A 19,521-nucleotide genomic window follows, 5' to 3' on the forward strand; every position below is an offset into this window, starting at 1 on the left:
CGCATAGTTCATATATCGGTCCCAGACATTCAATTATTTAGAAAAAAACACAAAAAAGCCTCACCCTTTTTGGGCGAGGCTGGCATGTCCGTACCGGACTCATAATGAAAAAGAATAAGTTCTATTTGGTGCGGCTTTCGGGATTTGCCTTCATCCGCATCCGGTTAATCAGCCCGAGAATCGGCCGTTTGGTCTTGCCGACCAGTCCGATGACTTCGGCACCGATCTGCATGAAACACATCATGACGCAGATAACCACAAACGTCACCCAGTTCGCTTCATACATGGCAGCCGACGATTGAATGACGGCCAATACGCCGAAGAACGCGGCAATGACGTAAATGATCAACACGGTCTGGCGATGGCTGAATCCAAGCTCGCGCAGGCAGTGATGCAAATGGCCCTTGTCCGGAGCAAAGATCGGTTTCTTCTGGATTTTGCGGCGAATGATCGCGAAGAACGTATCCGACAACGGAACGCCGATAATGATCAGCGGCGTAATAAAGGATACAATCGCAATCTGCTTAAATCCAAGCAGGGACAGCATGGCCAAACTGAATCCAAGGAATAATGACCCCGTATCTCCCATGAAAATCTTTGCCGGATGGAAGTTGAAAAACAGGAAACCGATAATGCTGCCGAGGAGCAGCAGGCAGAGCAAGGCTACGGTTGTGTTGCCCATCAAGACGGCCATGACCAGGATCGTGCCGATCGCAATGCCGGATACGCCTGCTGCAAGTCCATCGAGCCCGTCAATCAAATTAATCGCGTTCGTTACGCCGACGATCCAGAAAATCGTAAGCGGAATCGATACCCAGCTCTCCAGCATGGAGTACCGGTCCTGGAACGGTATATTTACAAAGTCCACGGTAATATTAAATCCGAATACAACCACGCAAGCAGCTGCAATCTGAGCCAAAAACTTCACTTTGGCCGAAAGTTCAAATCGATCATCCAAGGCTCCGATCAATACGATCATGGAACCGCCGATCAGAAATGCCTTCATGAAGTTGGCATCACGAGGCGACAGGCTATCCGGCAAAAAAGGAAGAACCGCAATCAGTCCAAGAATAAAAGCCAGATAAATGCCGAGTCCCCCGAGTCGGGGCATGATCCGGGTATGAACCTTGCGGGCGTTAGGAACGTCAACGGCACCAATCTTAACCGCAAACTTCTTTACAAGCGGCGTTAAGAGCAGAGCGAGCGCCAGCGATACGATAAACCCGATGATGTATATCATTAACATGTAATCATTCGACCCCCAATAAAAGTCTACCGGTTGAATTATACTCCCTTCGGGTCCGAAAACCAATGCCAATTTCCGGTGATTTCCCGGATTTTACCCACAGAAATGAGCCATTTAGCTCGATTTCGTTACGTTTTCTTTCTCGCGCAGCACTTTCACTACGAATTTCGGCAGCGCAAGCATTCTTTTGTAACGGGTAGGCTCCTTCAGAAGGCGATAAAACCATTCGAGACGCAGCTTTTGAAACACCTTCGGTGCCCGCTTCAGCTTGCCGGAGATAATGTCGAAAGAACCCCCGACTCCCATCACGACCGGAACCTGGAGCGCCTGTTTATGCTGGGCAATCCAAGGCTCCTGGTTATCCGCACCGCGCGCCACAAACAAAATATCCGGTGAAGCCGCCCGTATCTGTTCGATGACGGCAGCATCTTCATCTGGCCCAAAAAAGCCGTCCCGGCAGCCGCATATAATTGCAGCCGGATATTGCATTTGTAACCTTTCGGCAGCTTCCTGAATCACTTCGGCGGTAGTTCCCAGCAGAAAGAACTTCCATCTATAGGTTTCCCCGACCTTCAACAATTCATGTAAAAGCTCGAAGCCGGTTACGCGTCCCTCCAACGGATCGCCGCCCACACCAGCGGCCCACACGATACCGGTGCCGTCCGGAACGATGATTTCAGCGCTTTGCATCATCTCTTTATACTCCGGATTGTTGACGGCCGTCATCACCATGATCGGATTCGCCGTGATCACATGATGGGGCTGCCCCGACTGCACAGCCTCTGTCAGGTATTTCACCGTATCTTTCATGCTTAGCTTGGAAAAAGGAATCTCGAATACCGATACGGTAGGAAATGGATAGGTCTGTTTCATGTTTATCATCCTCTATGGCGTAAATATTGGGCAATATGGCGTGCAGGCATGGCAGCCTCGCGTTTCAGCACGGCAATCTGCTCGCCATGCTCCGCCTTCCATGCCGCTGCATCGTCCAACAGCTTCAGCATCTGATCCTTTAATACGCTCGGATCAAGGGATTCACTGCTTCCGACAGGCTCGCTGCCAAGCCGCTTCAAGAAGTGGTTGATTTTCGGATCATAAGAAATTCCGAGCAGCGGCACGCTCTGATTCGCGGCATAGATCAGGCTATGCAGGCGCATGCCCAATATCATATCACAACGGCTAACCTCGCGCAGCATGTCCTGCGGCTGCTTCTCATCGCGATAGAAACTCAAGGCAGAGCCATTCTTGGAGATATCGCCCATGGCATCCGCTATAAACTGCGAAGCCTCAATATCATCCGGCTGATGAAAAGGAAGAAAGCGAAGATGCACCGGTCGTTGTCCGGCCAACGCCTTTAAACCTTCCGCTACAGCCTTCAACTCTTTTCGTTCCGGATGCCAATACCGAACCGAAATGCCTATGACCGGCAGAGAGCCTTTCGTGTCTCCGCTTGATGACGAGGATGCCTTTACAGGTTCTTCGGATGATTCGTGCTGCTCTTCTATAGAAGAAACTAGTGCAGCTTCATTCTCTTTCGACGCTGATCCCGGGTGGGAATCCCGATGGACACCCTCTCCGGCCGGCAGCGGCAACCCCATTACCGGGTCCGGCACGACGTGCACGGCTTCCCCCGATATTCCCATGGACTGGAGCAGTTCGCCCGACTGCATGTCCCGCACCGAGATATATGTGCATTTACGGAAGATCGAGCGAATCATCGGATAAAACAGTTTGCGGTTCACCGGGCCAACGCCCTGGGCATAAATAAACGTCGGTTTACCGAGCCACTGCGCGATCTTGAGAACGCCCAAATAATAAGGAATGGTCTTCGGACTGGTAGCATCCTGCAGCAGGCTTCCCCCGCCGCTGATCAAGCCGTCGCTGTCCTTGATCGCCTGTCGAACCTCGCCCAGCTTCATCCGATGAACGGATTTAACCCCGTAGGCAGCCGAAGTCCATTCCGGGTCGATGGAAAGCACAACGGGGTTGATATCGACCCCCGCTGCCTGTCCTTCCTGCTCTAATGCGGTCAGAATCGATTTCAGTACCGCTTCGTCACCGCTATTTTTAAATCCGTAATATCCGGAAATGACTATTGTCTTAGAAGTGGAGACCATCGTTTCCAGATCCTTTCTGCCACTTGCCATACCAATATCGCGATCAATCCGATGATCAGGCCGAGTCCAAGGCCCAATACGACGCGAATCGCCGAAATATAAAGAGGCGTGTGAATATGCGTGAATGTTCCGACCATCGACAGCTGCCCCATCACGCCGATAATGAGAAGGTATACGGCATGACGATACTTAAATGACAGGAACACGCCGAGTACCATCATCGGATGAGCAAGCAAGAATTCCTTGTTACGCGGACGTACGCCAAACGTATTTTCCAGGAATGTACGGAATGTCATTTCGATCGAAGATACGGACCCTGCATTACCTGTACGGGTGAGATAGTACCAGCCAACAATGGCCACAATCCCTGCTGCGATGACCCATGTCAACGAGATCGGTGCTTTAAGCAGCTTCAGAATTGCGCTGTAAGTCGATCCTCCGCGATATAGAACCACGTAGATCGCAATAAGTCCAATCGGAGCTGCAGCCAGCAAGCTCACGCCACGGAACTGATCCAGCACGAGCATATAGGTCACATTGTTCAATAACGCAACAACGATCGGTACAGCCGCAAGCGACAAAATCGAGGTTTTGACCAGCAATACGATCGAATGGGTCATTCTTCTGCCAGGACTCATGTCCGGAATGCTCTTCTGCGTTTCATTGACTTTGCGAATGGCCAATATGACGGCAACCGTTGGAGCGCTGATCGCGGCAAATAAAGCCAAGGCCTGTTCAAGCAATGTCGGCTTTAGAACATACAATCCGGCGCTGCCCACGAGCCCGATCAGGAAGGCTGCAATCGTCAAGAACGGAATGTAATAGGAAATCATGAGCGAAATCAGCGCGATGGCTCCCAGGACCGCCCCAAGCTTGAAGTAACGCTGCAAGGACGAGTCGGTTACCTTAAACGGCTCTGCAGGACCCATGGTGAAGCCATTGTCCTCGATCTGCTTGATGGCTTGGCCCGATCCGGTCAAACTGTCAATCAGATTGTCGAGCGGATGCGTAACGGTAGCCTTGGTCATATCCCGGCTCGGCTCTGCATTCAAATAGAACATCCGAATGTTACGGTCTTTGGATGCCAGGGCAAAGCGGTCCCCGATAACCTCGGGCTCCAGATTAGCATCCCGCTCGCTTAAGGAATAAATACGGGTTACGTTGTAATCCGTTAAATAGGCAAGTTTCGTAAAGCCTTTTTGCGGACGCTTGATATTCTCAATCGCCACGAGACCGATCCCATGTTCGTTCAACAGCTGGCCAAAGGAATCCAGGCTTTTCATGTCGGCTTGATCATTAAAACCTCTGGCGGAATCCCCTTCGAACAGAATGCGTTTCACGCCGTTATCCGCGAAGTACGCCATCAGCTTCTCCATGTAAGCCTGATCATACGGAAGGCTGTCCGACAGACGCGGCACAATGTTAAAGCCCTTCTCCCTCAGCATGCTGATCGTAATCGGGTCTGGAGACAACGGTTTAATGACCGCATTGGAACGCGGAGTTTCCAGCACCAATCCGTCCACTGCGCGATCGAACTGCCATGATCTTATCGGAATCCCCAGTCTCGTGAACGTATCTTGAATGATGGGTTTAATTAAAGCTGCGCTTTCCTCGTTCAGGAATGCAACATACGTAAAATTCTCGTTCGGGGAGACCGTCGTACCTGTCAGATCGGCGACCTGCTGCCCGTCATATACCGATATCCGCCGCGATTTCGCCAGCTCGTCCAGCGTGCTTTCATAAAGCGCCATACTGATCACGCCAGCTTCTTTCAGGCGATCCAGCTGCTCGGATATAAAATCCTGCGGCTTGGATTGATACACCGCGACATCCAACAAATCCCGATAATCAAACACCAATTCAACGTTCTTTGATGTTGATTCTGTTTGCAGTCGGTCATAACCTACAGGCAGGGCCGCTGCAACGCCAAGAACAACCAGAATCCACAGCCACTTGCGGGCTGCCGTGTTCCAGCGTTTCCATTTCTGAACCACGAAAGTACCTCCTCATCGAACCTGCGGGGATTTACGATGGAGGGCAACAGCCATTTGATGCCTTGCGCAACCATCGTAAATCCCCTTCGTTCTCTTCTCTCATTAAAATGTATCTATGGTTAAGCGTCTACCCGGGCCATGACTTGATCCGAGAGCGATTGAATTTTGGCCTTCGCATCGGCGAGAGATTCGCCGCGCACGGCAAAGTACACTTTGATCTTCGGCTCGGTGCCCGAAGGTCTCAGGCAGAACCAAGAACCGTCTTCAAGCAAATATTTTAACACGTTTTCCTTCGGCAATCCGTCCAAGCCCTCCGCATAGTCAAGGACCTGCTTAACCGTTTGGCCCCCGACCTTCTGGGGCGGATTGTCGCGCCAATCGGACATCTTGGCTTGAATCTGGGCAACGCCATCCTTGCCTTTGAGCGTCCGGGATTCCAGCGTCTCGAGGAAATAACCGAACTGCTCGTAAAGCTCCTGCAGCACATCGTACAGCGTCTTGCCTTGTCCTTTATAGTAGGCGGCGGCTTCGCATATCAGCATCGAGGCCAGCACGGCATCCTTATCGCGGGCATAGTTGCCTGCCAAATAGCCGTAACTCTCCTCATAGCCGAACAGATACGTATGGCTGCCGGACTCCTCGAACTGGGTCATTTTCTCGCCAATGTACTTGAAGCCCGTCAATGTATTCAACACGGCGGCACCATAATGTTCCGCAATCGCCGCTCCCATCTCGCTCGTAACGATGGTCTTGATGACGGCACCGTTATGAGGCAGCTTGCCCGCTTCCTTCAATTGACCCAGCAAATAGTGGATCATTATCGCGCCCGATTGATTGCCTGTCAGCACGACGTATTCGCCCTGAGCGTTCTTCACGACGGCCCCCATGCGATCTGCGTCCGGATCCGTTCCGATCAAAATGTCGGCTCCCACTTCCTCGCCAAGCTTCATCGCAAGCGTGAACGCTTCCCGTTCCTCCGGATTCGGAGATTTCACGGTGGAGAAATTGCCGTCCGGCTGGGCTTGTTCAGGAACGACATGGATATGCTTAAAGCCGATGTTCCGAAGCACCCGCTCGACCGGGGCTTGCCCAGTTCCATGCAGCGGCGTGAATACGATTTTGAAATCCTCGCCCAGCTTGGACGCGATAAGCTCCCGATTCACGCTGATATCAGTCACCGTATCCACAAAAGCCTGATCTTCCGCTTCGCCCAGCCAAACCAGCAGACCCTGAGCCTCGGCATCCGCCTGCGACAGCCTTTTCACGGCGGAGAAAGAATCCACCTCCTGAATCCGGGCAATCACGTTCTCCGCTTCGTCCGGCACTAACTGGCCGCCTTCACGGTTGTACACCTTATAGCCGTTATATTCCGGCGGATTATGGCTTGCCGTGATGACAATTCCGCCAGTAGCGCCCAGGTGGCGCACGCTGAATGACAGTTGCGGCGTAGAACGCAAGGAGGGGTACAGCTTGGCTACAATTCCGTTGCCGGCCAGAACCAAAGCAGCCTCCAACGCAAACTCCGGCGAGAAATGCCGGGAATCATGGGCGATGACAACGGAAGGCTTGCCTTCCGCATCGCCGTGAGCCTCCAGAATATACTGCGCAAAGCCTTGCGTTGCACGACCTACCGTATATTTATTCATCCGATTGCTGCCTGCACCGATGACGCCGCGCAGACCGCCCGTTCCAAATTCCAGATCACGATAAAACCGCTCTTCCAGCTCTTTGGCATCGTGCTCGAGTGAACGCAGCTCCTGTTTCGTCTCCTCATCTACATAAGGATCATTCAACCAACGCTGTACCGTATCGATTGTTCTCTGACTCATCTCTGACATGAAAAAAAGTCTCCCTTCCTCATCCAAACAAGAATAGTCTGAAAATTACTCCTTATCCGCGAGAGCAAACATAATTTCTCCCTCGGCCACTACGCGTCCATCCACCGTTGCGGTCGCTTTCCCTTTGCCGATCATGCCCTTCAGGCGAATGATCTCGACTTCCAAGCGCAGCGTGTCTCCCGGTACCACTTGTCCACGGAAACGGAAACCGTCAATGCCCGCCAAAAAGCCGAGCTTGCCCCGATTGCTCTCTACGTTGAGAATCGCCACAGCGCCGACTTGCGCCAAAGCTTCTACAATCAGGACCCCCGGCATAACGGCATATTCAGGGAAATGCCCGACAAAAAACGGTTCGTTGATCGTCACGTTCTTGATGCCGACCGCCCGTTTGCCATCCTCGATCTCCACGATCTTATCGACGAGCAAAAACGGGGGACGATGCGGAATAATCTCTTGGATCTGTTTGATGTTCAACATAGTATTAAATCCTCCTTATGTACGTACCCGCCAAGCATAGCGTTTGAAAAGGGGAGTTCGTTCCAGTTGCGCCGCTATGCCGCTTTCTCAAGCAGCGGAAGGTATTGCTGATGGTTGTATCATGCTTCATCTTCGAGGTTCTTTAACGAATTTCGGATCATTTGCATAAAAAGAAGGAGTTGCGGAAAAAATGATGGATATCCTTCACCGCTGCAGAAGTGAAGGTTTCAGATAAGGGGCTTTCTCCTTCGGACATTCCGTGTACGAGGAGAGGGCCCTTTTACAAGTTTTTTGGGGTCCCCGCAAAGTATTTGGAATAAGCATCGCAGCATAGGCTCCACTTTGTGGGGTTATTTTATATACATCCGTCCATTGTCATGAAATGACAAAGTTAATACGCAAGTCCCATCCCATTATACCGTTTAACCCTAAAAAAAGAAAACTCCCTTACAGGGAGTTCGGCATCTTATCAACGACGTTGTATGTCACCCCGACCTTCGTCACGGTGCGAAAATCAAATCAAAAACATGCTTCCATGTGCCCCATTCAAACACTTCACTAAGCTCCTGATCCCCCAGGACAACATATCCGAAGACCATGCCCCCGAATAATGCCAGTACGAGCAATACAGGAATCATGATACGGACGGCGATTTTCCATCCGGATGTCTTGGAGCGTTTTTTGGCGTTTGATTCACTCATGATGCCCACCTACCCTCGCATTGTGTTGGCAAGGTTCATCATGGTATCGCTGGAACTAAGCGCGCGTGCCGTCAGCTGGTAGGCCCGCTGAACTTCCATCATCTTGGTCAATTCATCGGTCAGGTTCACGTTGGATTGTTCCACAAACCCGGACAGCACCTTGGATTTAGGAGGCTCACCCGGAGCAGGCGGCGTCGTATCGAATACGTCGCCTTCCGCTAAACCATTCCCTAAGACGAACAGGTTATCCCCTACAGCGACCAGTCCCTCCGGACGCTCAAGCTCAACCAGCTTCAAGGTGGCATAAGGAGCCGTACGGCCACCCGTTGGGGTCTCCACGATAATCTGACCTCTCTCATTGATGGCAACTTTCCCTTTGGCCGGAAGAGAAATCGGATTATCGTTCACGTCAAGCACAGGATAGCCTTGTGAATTGACCAGCAGCAGGTTGTTCGGATTACGGGCGTCCGGGGATACATGGAACCCGCCTTCACGGGTATATCCGATCGCGCCGTCTCCCTGAACCGCAAACATGGCTTGCCCGTCAATCATCAGATCGAGCGGGTTGCCGGTTTCCTTCATGGCGCCCTGCTCCATGTTTGGCACAACGGAAGATAATCTCATGCCGTACCCGAGTGTATAGCCAAGCGGCGTCGCACGGCCCGTTCGGTCGAAATCCTTGTGATGGCCCTGAACCTGTGTCAGCACATCCTCAAAGGATGCCTCCTTTTTCTTATAACCAGCCGTGTTGACGTTTGCCATATTGTCCGCAATGACATCCAATCGCTGCTGGAGGGCATTCATCGACACCATGGCGCTTATCATCGAGTTGTTCATTACTTACCTCCCGTGGGCTCCCATTATTTCGGCAGCAATGTGCTGCCTACCTGCTTACAGACGTTAGCTTAGACGCGGCCAATCTCATTGACCGCCTTCTCCAGCGTTCTGTCGTAATATTGAACGATTTTCTGATTCGTTTCATACGCGCGCAGCGCAGCGGTCAATTCCACCATCGACTGCGTTGGATCCACGTTGGACCCTTCGATGAATCCCTGTCGGACCACTCCGTTATCGGCCGGCGTCATAAAACGCACTTCACCGTCCGGATCAGCCATGCGGAACACGCCATGCCCTTCTCGAATCAGTCCATGAGGCTGGCTCACGATGCTGACGCCGAGAATGATGCCCGTCCCTCTGCCAGCGGCGTCCATGATTTCTCCTTGCTCATTCACTGTAAAGTCACTCGCCGGACCTGTCAATACAATCGGTCTGTTATTGTTATCCAGAACCTTATAGCCGCTCTCGCTCAACAGGTTGCCTTCGGGGCTGACCCGGAAGCTGCCGTTGCGGGTGTACCGGACATCTCCGTTCTCGTTCTGAACCGTGAAAAATCCTTCCGGCCGGTAAATCACCTCGCCGTTCTCATCCACGTATCTGCCCGAAGCATCAAACGGATAAGCCTGGCCCGTTGCCGGATTCTGTACCGTAAACGAGGATACCAGCGCAAAGTCCGTTGTCTTGTTCGTTTCCCGGAGCGCACCTTCGGTATAGAGCGAAATGCTCTCCTCGGCGTATACGCCCGTGTTGAACTTGCCCAGCTTCCGTCCCGCATTCGACGACTCGTTGCCGCCGATCATGGAGACCAGCACTTCAGGGAACGAGCGCTGTACGCTGTTCGTTGCCTTATAGCCTGTCGTGTTAACGTTGGCGATGTTCTGCGTCACCGTATTATGTCGCTGCTCCTGGGTCATCATCCCTGAAGCGGCTGTATATAGACCTCTTAACAATGAAGGCACTTCCCTTCCATTAACGAATCATAAGAACCTTAGTCGATAAACGCTACGGTTCATCTCCATATTCAACTTGTCCTATCATCTATATCGGAAGGTTAGAACTTTTTCTTAACGACCTTGTCCAAATTATCCAGCATAATTCCCGTTCCTTTAACCACACAGTGCATCGGATCTTCAGCGACAAGCACCGGCACCCGAAGCTCGTCCGTCAACAGCTCGTCCAATCCATGAAGCAGCGCGCCGCCGCCCGTTAGAATAACGCCGCGATCGATGATGTCTGCCGACAGCTCAGGCGGAGTGCGCTCCAATACGGATTTGGCCGCGAGCACGATCGATGACACGGGATCCCACAGGGCTTCCTGCACTTCCTCTGACGACACCGTTACGGTAAACGGCAATCCCGATACCATATCGCGTCCGCGAATGTCCATCTCAGCTTGTCTGCCGCCCGGGCGAACCGTTCCGATCGCCATCTTCAAATCTTCTGCCGTCCGTTCCCCGATCAGCAATTTATATTTATGCTTCACGTACTTCGTGATCGCCTCGTCGAACTTGTCCCCTGCCATTTTAATCGAAGAAGCGGTGACCACATCGCCCATGGACAGGACGGCCACATCCGTGGTGCCGCCCCCGATGTCCACGACCATGTTACCGCTCGGTTGGAAAATATCCATTCCTGCGCCGATTGCCGCCGCCTTCGGTTCTTCTTCCAGGAACACATCCCTTGCGCCGCTGCGCTCAGCCGCTTCCCGGATCGCTTTCTGCTCCACCGAAGTAATGTTCGTCGGTGCACAGATCAGGATTCGGGGCCGGCTGTGCCAACTGCGCGCGCCCACGCGATCAATAAAGTACTTCAGCATCGCTTCCGTAATTTCGAAGTCGGCGATGACCCCGTCCCTCAGCGGGCGGATCGCCGTAATGTTGCCGGGAGTACGCCCGACCATGCGCCGTGCTTCCTCACCGACGGCAAGGACTCGTTTGGTGTCGGTCTCAATAGTGACAACGGAAGGTTCGTCTAACACTACCCCCTTCCCCTTTACGTGAATGAGCACGTTCGCCGTTCCGAGATCGATTCCAATATCCTTGCTCAACATCATGAAAAGCCCCCAAAGTGTTATTTTATGGTAAAAGAGTCTGTTCGCTGTACCGTACCACCCTTCGACATAATCTAGCAATCGATGATGATCTTCGGCAAAACAGGTCCCATATTTCGATCCTATACCAGCTTTTAACATATCATACTTTAGGGGAGGGATTCAACGCCAATCTAGCGACCAAAGCCCTAAAAAATCAGGATTTTGCCGTGGCCACCGGTTCACGGTTGCTGCCGGTTTTTTTGTACTTGATCTTGGTAGCTTCTCCGCCTCTCAGATGGCGGATGGATTTGTGGTATTCGAGAATGTGCTTTACCTGATCCGCCAGGTCCGGGTTGATCTCCGGCAGACGTTCGGTTAAGTCCTTATGCACCGTGCTCTTCGACACGCCAAATTCTTTGGCTATAGTTCGAACCGTATGCCTCGTTTCCACGATACAGCGTCCGATCTTAATGGTCCGCTCTTTGATGTAATCGTGCACGCTCCCGCCTCCCTACTGTGTGGATAGTTTGGTACATTATATGAGGGGCCTGACGGGATATTCGCGGTTTCAAGTGCTGACAAGCTTACTTGGACCCATTTATTTTCTGGACATGCCGATCGCGGACAAGCAGAACAACTCCATAAAACAAGGCGCAGCAAGGGTTGGACTTGCCATCCGAACCCGCAGCAAAAAAAAGACAGGATCCCAAGATCCTGCCTCTTCAAGTGCGCGGTGGGCGCATATGACGAAGAAATGAAATTATTTTTGCGGAAGCACGCTCACAGGGTTGACCAGTTTCCCGCCCTCATACACTTCAAAGTGCACGTGGTTGCCGAGATCCTTCTCAAGCTCGCTGCGTCCGGCCGTCGCGATGGAATCGCCCTGCTTCACTTCAGCGCCTTCCTTCACTTTCACTTCGTTCAAGCTTTGGTACACGGTTTTCGTATCGCCGGATGTAATCTCAACGACATTACCGTTGACCGGATGATTCTCAACCCGGGTCACTTTACCCGTAAGCGCGGCTCTGACTTCGAACATCGTGTCATCGGCGGCAGCCAAGTCGATTCCCAGATTCGGCGTGAAGGTGTCGTTATATTGCACCATCGCCTCTTGATGGGTCTCCGGATTCGTCTCGTCAAAGTAAGGTTTGACGATGCTCACCGCCACGTCGTCCGCTACCGGCCAGATCATCGCTTGCGCATTAGCCGTCACTTCTACAGCCTCTCCGTCATTGCCTTCGGTTGCAGCAGGCTTCTCCGAGCCTTGAACCGATTCCGATACGGTTGTTGCTTCCTCTTGTGGGTTCAGCGTCTTTTGGCTGGCGTCCTGGTAGACCCACACGAGGGTTAGTATAATTGCCGCTGCTGCTAAGTATGCTGCCGGGAACACCCACCGTTTGGATAATGCTTTCTTCCACGAAGATGACGTTACCGCCGAATCTCCTTGCACAGTTTTAGGAGTTTCTTCGTGGGGTTTACTATTTTTGTTCTGTTCATTCATTTGCAATCACCTCAGTAACCATTGTTACCGGGGCCAACTCTTTTATACGTTATCTCACTATTATTTTTTTTGAGAGGTTGTTCAAAAGTCGTCTTTTAATCACGGAGTGAATCAAGGGGCAACTAAAGAGAGAAGATTTGAAGTTTTGTCAAAAGAAATATTCGTATAATAGTGCTCCAGGATCGCTTTCGCTTCATATCCTTCACGGGCCATGCCCTCTGCTCCGTACTGGCTCATGCCGACTCCGTGGCCGTTGCCGTAGGTCGTAATCTCAATCTCTCCGTCTTTCATATGAAGGGTGAATTGGCTGGACCGGAGCCCCAGCTTCTCTCTCACCTCGCGACCGGTGAACTTCTTGCCGCCGACCCGTACGCTCTCAATGCGATGGCCTTGCGTATACGAGAGTACTTTCAAAAAAGAAGAACCCCCGTCCCCGCCTGCCGATACCGGTACGGCTCCATCCGCCAGTCCAAGCTTCCCGATAAACTCCGACCTTGGCATCGTGACCGTTGTCTTGTATTTGGGCGAAATCTTTTTATCCCATGGACTCTCCACGCTGCGCAGGTAGGGAATCTCGTTCTTCCAATAATCCTCTGAATTTTCGGTATACCCGTTGCTGGTGGAGAAAAAAGAAGCCGTAATCGGCTTACCTTCATACGTCATCACCACACCCGCCGTTTCCTTAACGGCCTGCCGCAGCTTCGCCAGCTCGGCTTCCTTCCCCAGCCGACGCCATTCCTTCGTCAGCTCGTCTTGGGCAATATAAGCCTGGTGACTGACCGTGTCGGTCACCAGGGCCTTGCCGTCCGGCACGCCGCTGCGGTCGCCGGACGCCAGCCGCTGCACGATATAGGTTCGTGCCGCGATGGCCTGGGCCTTGAGCGCCTCCAGCTGGAACTCCGCCGGCATCTCGGCGGCTAGGACGCCGACGAGGTATTGTTCCAGCGGCAGCTCCTCCACGGTCTCCGTCTTGGTTACATAGACGGATACCGTGGGCTCTTCCGCCGCCTGCGGCTCGGCGGAAGGCAGCGGGGCCGGCCCGGGCGGCAGCGGCTCTGGTGCGTTGTTGCCGGGGGCAACCACCAGCAGAGGCAGCGCCAGCGCCAAGGCCAGCAGCCCGGCCACCGCCCAGACGGCGGGGTGCACCCGCAACCGCCGCTTCCCGGCGGCCGGGCGCCGCGCGGCAAAGCCGCGGCGCCCCCAGCGCGCAGGCCGCACACGGAACGTGCGGCCGCCGCGCGGCACGCGGCCCGGCGCCGCTTGCGCGAAGCGCTGCGGCTCGGCCGCGGAATGCGGGCCCTGCGGCATGGCCGCCGGCCCGCCGGGGTCTGGCCCGGCGCCATGCGCAGGCGCGCCGGCAGGGCGTTCGGGCGGCGGCGTCTGTGCCGCCCGCGGGCCATGGCCGGACTCGCCGAAGGCGTCCGGCCTGCTCCCCGGGCCGCGGTGCCCGCGCGGCCCTTCCTCCATGTCCTCTGTATCCGATATCGAACGACGGCTTTGTTCTTCTGTCAGCCCGCCTTTCTTCTCAAGCCCCTCAGGAAATTTCCACTTCAACACGGGAGCCGCCGATCCTTCGGACGGCACCTGATAAGACTCAGCACTTCCTTCTTTCCGAACGTCTTTTGAATCGACCGCTCGTTTGTTCCCTGCGGTGCTCACATTCACACGAACCTTCGAATCTTTCATTGCGTTTCCCTCCTGTGCCTTTTCCCCTGGTATAGGCTCTCGTTCATGCTCCATCACGCTCTACTTATACTTATGAGATACGGGCATTTGATAGAACTATTCTAAGAGACGGGAAAAGTATATGGATGAAGAAACGCTACGGCTGACTACAAGCAAGCTAGCAAAGAGTCTCCTATTCATCCGGAATCCCAACATAAGAGGAGGAGGAGTACCTGCAATGATGATGGCATACCCAAAAAAAGAAGAGGCCTTGCCTCCATCGGCAAAGCCCCTTCTATGACTTATTGCATCTATTCTGAATGAACAGATCCAGCCTCCCGGTTATACCCAGGTTGGCTGCACTTTAAAATGTTTGGCGTCCTCTGCTTCAGTTGCCGCTTTCTTCGAAACCTTCTCCGTGCTCGGTTCCTCCGTCGAAATACGCCAGATATCCGCGCCAAGTCCGGACAGCTTCTCCGCCAAATGAACATAACCGCGATCAATATGCTGAACGCCGCCAACTTCGGTAGTCCCCTCAGAGACAAGACCGGCTAAAATCAAGGCGGCCCCTGCACGCAGATCCGTTGCCGTTACTTTGGCTCCTTTCAGCTTCGCGCCGCCGGTCACGATGGCGGAACGTCCCTCCACCTTGATCTCCGCATTCATCAATTGGAATTCGTCCACGTGCATAAAGCGGTTCTCAAATACGGTTTCGGTCACGACACTTGTACCTTCCGACACCAGCAAGAGCGCCATCATCTGCGATTGCATGTCGGTTGGGAATCCAGGGTAAGGCAAGGTTTTCACATCCACCGACTTTAACGGCTTGTCAGCGATGACGCGAATCCCGTTCTCGTCCGGCTCGACGGTGATCCCCATCTCCTCCATCTTGGAGATGACAGGGCCGAGATGATCGGCGATGGCTCCTTCCACGTATACGTCCCCGCCGGTAATCGCAGCGGCAGCCATAAAGGTGCCTGCTTCGATCCGGTCAGGAATCACGTTATGCTTCACGCCATGCATCTTCTCAACGCCTTCGATGCGGATCACGCCCGTGCCCGCACCGCGAACTTTGGCTCCCATCGCATTCAGGTAATTCGCTAAATCGACAATTTCCGGCTCTTTCGCCGCATTTTCGATAACCGTTGTCCCTTCAGCCAATGTGGCAGCCATCATAATATTTTCAGTAGCACCTACGCTTGCAACGTCCAAATAGACCTTTGCCCCGCGCAATCTGCCATTGCTCTTAGCTTCAATATATCCTTGTCCGAGGCTGATTTCCGCCCCGAGAGCTTCAAATCCTTTTAGATGCTGATCGATGGGTCTTGTGCCGATAGCACATCCCCCGGGAAGCGAAATCCGGGTTCGTCCACAACGTGCCAATAAAGGTCCCATGACCAGAAAAGACGCCCGCATCTTCCGCACCCATTCATAAGGCGCTTCACATGTCGTTATGTGCTCTGCATTCACACGTATCACTTCATCCTGATATGTAATGCCCGCACCAAGCGACTCCAATACTTTGCTGATTGTAATTACATCGTCAAGAGGAGGCGCGTCAATAATAACACTTTCCCCAACTTCCCCTAGTAGAGAGGCAGCGATGATCGGAAGAACTGAATTTTTTGCTCCGCTGACTTTGACGCTTCCGGTCAGTCTTTTGCCACCGCGGACGATAAATTTGCTCATCATGGTTTCCCTCCGCGTCCATAATTTTCCTGATTGCGTGTGTTAGTAATTAGGTGTTGCTAATTCCCTAACTTTCATCTTAACATTAGTGTTTTCCGCTAAACAAGCGATTTTTGAACTATTTATGACATCTGATACGGTGTCTACATCAGGAATTGAACAATCCATGATGCCACCTTATGAAGCATCTGTTATCCGCAGTATGGACCTACGAAAGGTACCATGACCGACCAGCACTTGTCAATGCGCAACAATTACCGGGTGAACATTATAGTCCGGAAGTCATAGCGTCCGCCCGATCAGTTTCTTGATTTAAGTGTTAACATAATAAAATGCGTTTATTCGACATCTTCTTCTGAAGCAACCTAACAGAGATATAACCATTCATACCGCAATTAAAACAGACACGTAAAAAGATTGCCGAACACATAACCATCCTACAACTCATGTCTTTAAAACAAGCTGCTCCAACACGTTATGTACCACGCCCGTCTTTCGCGTTTAAAACATATATCGGATCATTTGACTCCATGTAATATAGTCAATTAGGAATTCAGCAACGAATCGTCCAAGCACCACCGCCAGCAGCAAATGCAGCAGCTTTCCCTGCGGACCTTTCGGATGACGGACAACCAAATCCAGCTTTACTTGTTGTAATGCCCACCAAGCCAGTGCGATACAGACCAGTGAAACAACAATCGATATCAATCCGCTAACACCGACGGCACCGATTGAATTGGATAAATCCTGATTCATACTCCCTCCTCCTTCGTGAATTTGTCAGCCCTATTCAGGACCGACTCTTCTATAATACTTGGCTGGAGCCTAAGAATCCAGCACTTTCTATACGACATTTCCTCGGAAATAATAAAATTTATCGACATTGCCCAAAAACGATCAGGAACGCGCCATTAGCCGAAGTCCAAAATGCTGTTCTTATCGCAATCATGAACCAATGAAACACCAGGAATGGATATAGTTTCATTCCCCATGCTCCTATTTATACTTATTATATTACAAAAAATTACCGGTCCCTAACTTAGCGGCCGGTAAAGCTTCCAGCATGGTTAATTCTTGGAATGACCTTTCTCTCTTAGACGCTATATGTTGTGCTGCGACTCTATAAAAGCAAGGCTTAGATACTTGGGATATCCAACATTTCATAGAATCGCAGGCTCCAAGAGCTTCATATGACACTGTTAGAGAGCTGCTTTAGCGAATTCATCCTACTCTTCTGACCCTTTAAACGATGAAAAAATTAACTATAATCGACGCGATTCCCAGAAAACAGCCGGCGTTTTCCCCGCTTATCGAAATTTTCCTTGCGATTCACAGCAACAGGATTCAGCTTCTCTGAAATCCTATCCATGCTGTAAACAAAAAACAGCTTGGCTGCAAGATTGCAGCCAAGCTGTATTGTTAGTTCCGCGTCACTTTAATCCGGTTCATCGCTCTTTGCAGAGCCAATTCCGCGCGACGATGGTCAACTTCATCTTGTCTTCCCTTCGCATGCAGTCGAGTCTCTGCTCTTTCCTTCGCGGCTTCCGCACGCTCCAGATCGATTTCTCCCGCTCTCTCTGCGCTTTCCGCCAGGATGACAATCTTATCTTTGCGGACTTCGACGAAACCGCCCTGTACCGCAAACGGGGTTCTCTCGTTGCCGATCTTCACAAAGACTGGCGCTATTTGAAGCGGCGTAACGAAGGAAATATGACCAGGCAAAATGCCCAGCTCTCCCTCGACCCCACGCACCGTAACACTGTTCACCTGCTCCGAGTAAACCAAGCGGTCCGGCGTTACGATTTCCAACAAAATGGTGCTCACTTCCATCCCTCCTCACCGTTTTCCGCAGAAAACTCGCGCAGCAGACCTCACAGTCCCACTGAGAGCACTGTTTCGGTCTGCCGATCACGGAGCGTCAGCTTACAATGTTTTTGCTTTTTCAACTGCCTCTTCAATCGTACCTACGAACAGGAAAGCGGCTTCCGGAAGGTGGTCGTGCTTGCCTTCCAGGATCTCTTTAAAGCTGCGTACGGTTTCTTTAACTGGCACATATTTACCAGGAATGCCGTTAAACTGCTCGGCAACGTGGAAAGCCTGGGAAAGGAAACGCTGAACACGACGAGCACGTCCAACGATCGCTTTATCTTCCTCGCTCAGCTCATCCATACCGAGGATTGCAATGATATCTTGAAGCTCGTTGTAGCGAGCCAAAATTTTCTTAACGCCTTGAGCTACATTGTAATGCTCTTCACCAACGATTTCCGGAGCCAAGATACGGGAGCTGGATGCCAGCGGATCTACCGCAGGATAGATACCCATCTCGGAAATTTTACGCTCCAGGTTCGTCGTTGCATCCAAGTGAGCAAACGTCGTAGCAGGAGCCGGATCCGTATAGTCATCCGCCGGTACATAGATCGCCTGGATGGATGTTACAGAACCTTTTTTCGTGGAAGTGATCCGCTCTTGCAAGCGTCCCATTTCGGATGCCAGCGTTGGCTGGTAACCTACCGCGGAAGGCATACGTCCCAGGAGGGCGGATACTTCGGAACCCGCTTGAGTAAAGCGGAAGATGTTGTCGATAAAGAGAAGCACGTCTTTACCTTCTTGGTCACGGAAATATTCCGCCATCGTCAAGCCGGTCAACGCTACGCGAAGACGGGCACCCGGAGGCTCGTTCATCTGACCGAATACCATCGCGGTTTTGTTGATAACGCCGGAATCGCTCATCTCGTGGTAAAGGTCATTACCTTCACGAGTACGCTCACCTACGCCGGCGAATACGGAAATACCGCCGTGTTCTTGAGCAATGTTGTTGATCAATTCCTGGATCGCAACGGTTTTACCTACGCCTGCACCGCCAAAGAGACCGATTTTACCGCCTTTTTGGTATGGAGCAAGCAAGTCGATAACTTTAATCCCCGTTTCAAGCATTTCTGCTTGCGTGGAGAGTTCATCGTATGCAGGAGCTTCACGGTGGATCGGGTTATTAACTTCGGACACTACGGCACCTGCATTATCGATCGGCTCACCCAATACGTTAAATACGCGTCCGAGTGTAGCGGAACCTACAGGAACCGTGATCGGTCTGCCCAAATCCACAGCTTCGATACCGCGAACGAGACCGTCCGTGGATGACATCGCGATACAACGAACCAGGTTATCACCCAAATGATTGGATACTTCCAAAGTCAAATCAACCGAGCGGCCGCCTTCCAACGTAGCTTCAATCTTGACAGCATTAAAAATCTCGGGAAGATGACCGCGCTCAAATTCAATGTCAACTACAGCACCTGTAATGCTGACAACGCGTCCTTTTTTCATTGATTCGTTTTCCCTCCTACCCGTTCACCTCTGGCGGTGAACGATGATCGTAAAAGCGGCTGTTCATCACATCGCCGCATATCCGTTAAATACTAAGTTA

17 protein-coding genes are annotated in these 19,521 nt (G+C 52.1%); all 17 read right to left on the reverse strand.

All coding sequences use genetic code 11. The features are described 5' to 3' along the window. Positions 1-121: 121 nt before the first annotated feature. Positions 122-1,246 carry a glycosyltransferase family 4 protein gene (locus RB297_RS22240; RefSeq protein WP_009594254.1) on the reverse strand — a complete coding sequence of 375 codons (1,125 nt, stop codon included), beginning with the start codon at positions 1,244-1,246 and terminating at the stop codon, positions 122-124. Positions 1,247-1,360: 114 nt separating this feature from the next. Continuing rightward, positions 1,361-2,119, reverse strand: a complete 759-nt coding sequence (locus RB297_RS22245; protein ID WP_096775861.1) for a WecB/TagA/CpsF family glycosyltransferase — start codon at positions 2,117-2,119, stop codon at positions 1,361-1,363. Between the two features lie 5 nt (positions 2,120-2,124). Next, positions 2,125-3,363, reverse strand: coding sequence for a polysaccharide pyruvyl transferase CsaB (gene csaB / locus RB297_RS22250; RefSeq protein WP_375121480.1), 1,239 nt, complete (start codon positions 3,361-3,363; stop codon positions 2,125-2,127). Next, positions 3,339-5,357, reverse strand: a complete 2,019-nt coding sequence (locus RB297_RS22255) for a DUF5693 family protein (protein WP_375121481.1) — start codon at positions 5,355-5,357, stop codon at positions 3,339-3,341. The genes csaB and RB297_RS22255 overlap by 25 nt, the downstream gene beginning before the upstream one ends. A gap of 119 nt (positions 5,358-5,476) precedes the next feature. After that, on the reverse strand, positions 5,477-7,195 hold the full coding sequence (locus RB297_RS22260; protein ID WP_192570394.1) for a phospho-sugar mutase: 1,719 nt from the start codon (positions 7,193-7,195) through the stop codon (positions 5,477-5,479). Positions 7,196-7,240: 45 nt separating this feature from the next. Next, positions 7,241-7,672, reverse strand: a complete 432-nt coding sequence (gene fabZ, locus RB297_RS22265) for a 3-hydroxyacyl-ACP dehydratase FabZ (RefSeq protein ID WP_007133270.1) — start codon at positions 7,670-7,672, stop codon at positions 7,241-7,243. A gap of 500 nt (positions 7,673-8,172) precedes the next feature. Then, positions 8,173-8,373: a DNA-directed RNA polymerase subunit beta gene (locus RB297_RS22270; RefSeq protein ID WP_009594210.1), complete on the reverse strand. Its 201-nt coding sequence runs from the start codon at positions 8,371-8,373 to the stop codon at positions 8,173-8,175. 9 nt (positions 8,374-8,382) lie between these two features. Continuing rightward, positions 8,383-9,210 carry a flagellar hook-basal body protein gene (locus tag RB297_RS22275; RefSeq protein WP_015737739.1) on the reverse strand — a complete coding sequence of 276 codons (828 nt, stop codon included), beginning with the start codon at positions 9,208-9,210 and terminating at the stop codon, positions 8,383-8,385. Between the two features lie 68 nt (positions 9,211-9,278). After that, the gene (locus tag RB297_RS22280; RefSeq protein WP_213580665.1) at positions 9,279-10,160 is read right to left on the reverse strand and encodes a flagellar hook-basal body protein; all 882 of its coding nucleotides are present in this window, start codon (positions 10,158-10,160) and stop codon (positions 9,279-9,281) included. A 101-nt stretch (positions 10,161-10,261) separates the two neighbouring features. After that, a complete protein-coding gene (gene mreB / locus RB297_RS22285; RefSeq protein ID WP_036660372.1) occupies positions 10,262-11,260 on the reverse strand; it encodes a rod shape-determining protein in 999 nt (332 codons plus the stop codon). 196 nt (positions 11,261-11,456) lie between these two features. Further along, positions 11,457-11,741 carry a sporulation transcriptional regulator SpoIIID gene (gene spoIIID, locus RB297_RS22290; RefSeq protein WP_009594246.1) on the reverse strand — a complete coding sequence of 95 codons (285 nt, stop codon included), beginning with the start codon at positions 11,739-11,741 and terminating at the stop codon, positions 11,457-11,459. Between the two features lie 261 nt (positions 11,742-12,002). Next, on the reverse strand, positions 12,003-12,743 hold the full coding sequence (locus RB297_RS22295; protein ID WP_015737742.1) for a M23 family metallopeptidase: 741 nt from the start codon (positions 12,741-12,743) through the stop codon (positions 12,003-12,005). A 111-nt stretch (positions 12,744-12,854) separates the two neighbouring features. Beyond that, positions 12,855-14,429, reverse strand: coding sequence for a stage II sporulation protein D (gene spoIID / locus RB297_RS22300; protein WP_375121482.1), 1,575 nt, complete (start codon positions 14,427-14,429; stop codon positions 12,855-12,857). A 321-nt stretch (positions 14,430-14,750) separates the two neighbouring features. After that, entirely contained in the window at positions 14,751-16,097 is a 1,347-nt protein-coding gene (gene murA, locus RB297_RS22305; RefSeq protein ID WP_176502510.1) for a UDP-N-acetylglucosamine 1-carboxyvinyltransferase, read from the reverse strand. A 501-nt stretch (positions 16,098-16,598) separates the two neighbouring features. Next, on the reverse strand, positions 16,599-16,853 hold the full coding sequence (locus tag RB297_RS22310) for a DUF1146 family protein (protein WP_009590551.1): 255 nt from the start codon (positions 16,851-16,853) through the stop codon (positions 16,599-16,601). A 663-nt stretch (positions 16,854-17,516) separates the two neighbouring features. Continuing rightward, positions 17,517-17,921, reverse strand: coding sequence for a F0F1 ATP synthase subunit epsilon (locus tag RB297_RS22315; RefSeq protein WP_015737745.1), 405 nt, complete (start codon positions 17,919-17,921; stop codon positions 17,517-17,519). 99 nt (positions 17,922-18,020) lie between these two features. Next, entirely contained in the window at positions 18,021-19,421 is a 1,401-nt protein-coding gene (atpD, locus tag RB297_RS22320) for a F0F1 ATP synthase subunit beta (protein WP_009590553.1), read from the reverse strand. Positions 19,422-19,521: the final 100 nt, after the last annotated feature.

It is taken from the genome of Paenibacillus sp. CR_12 (assembly GCF_041953985.1).
GTDB lineage: Bacteria > Bacillota > Bacilli > Paenibacillales > Paenibacillaceae > Paenibacillus_AQ > Paenibacillus_AQ lautus_A.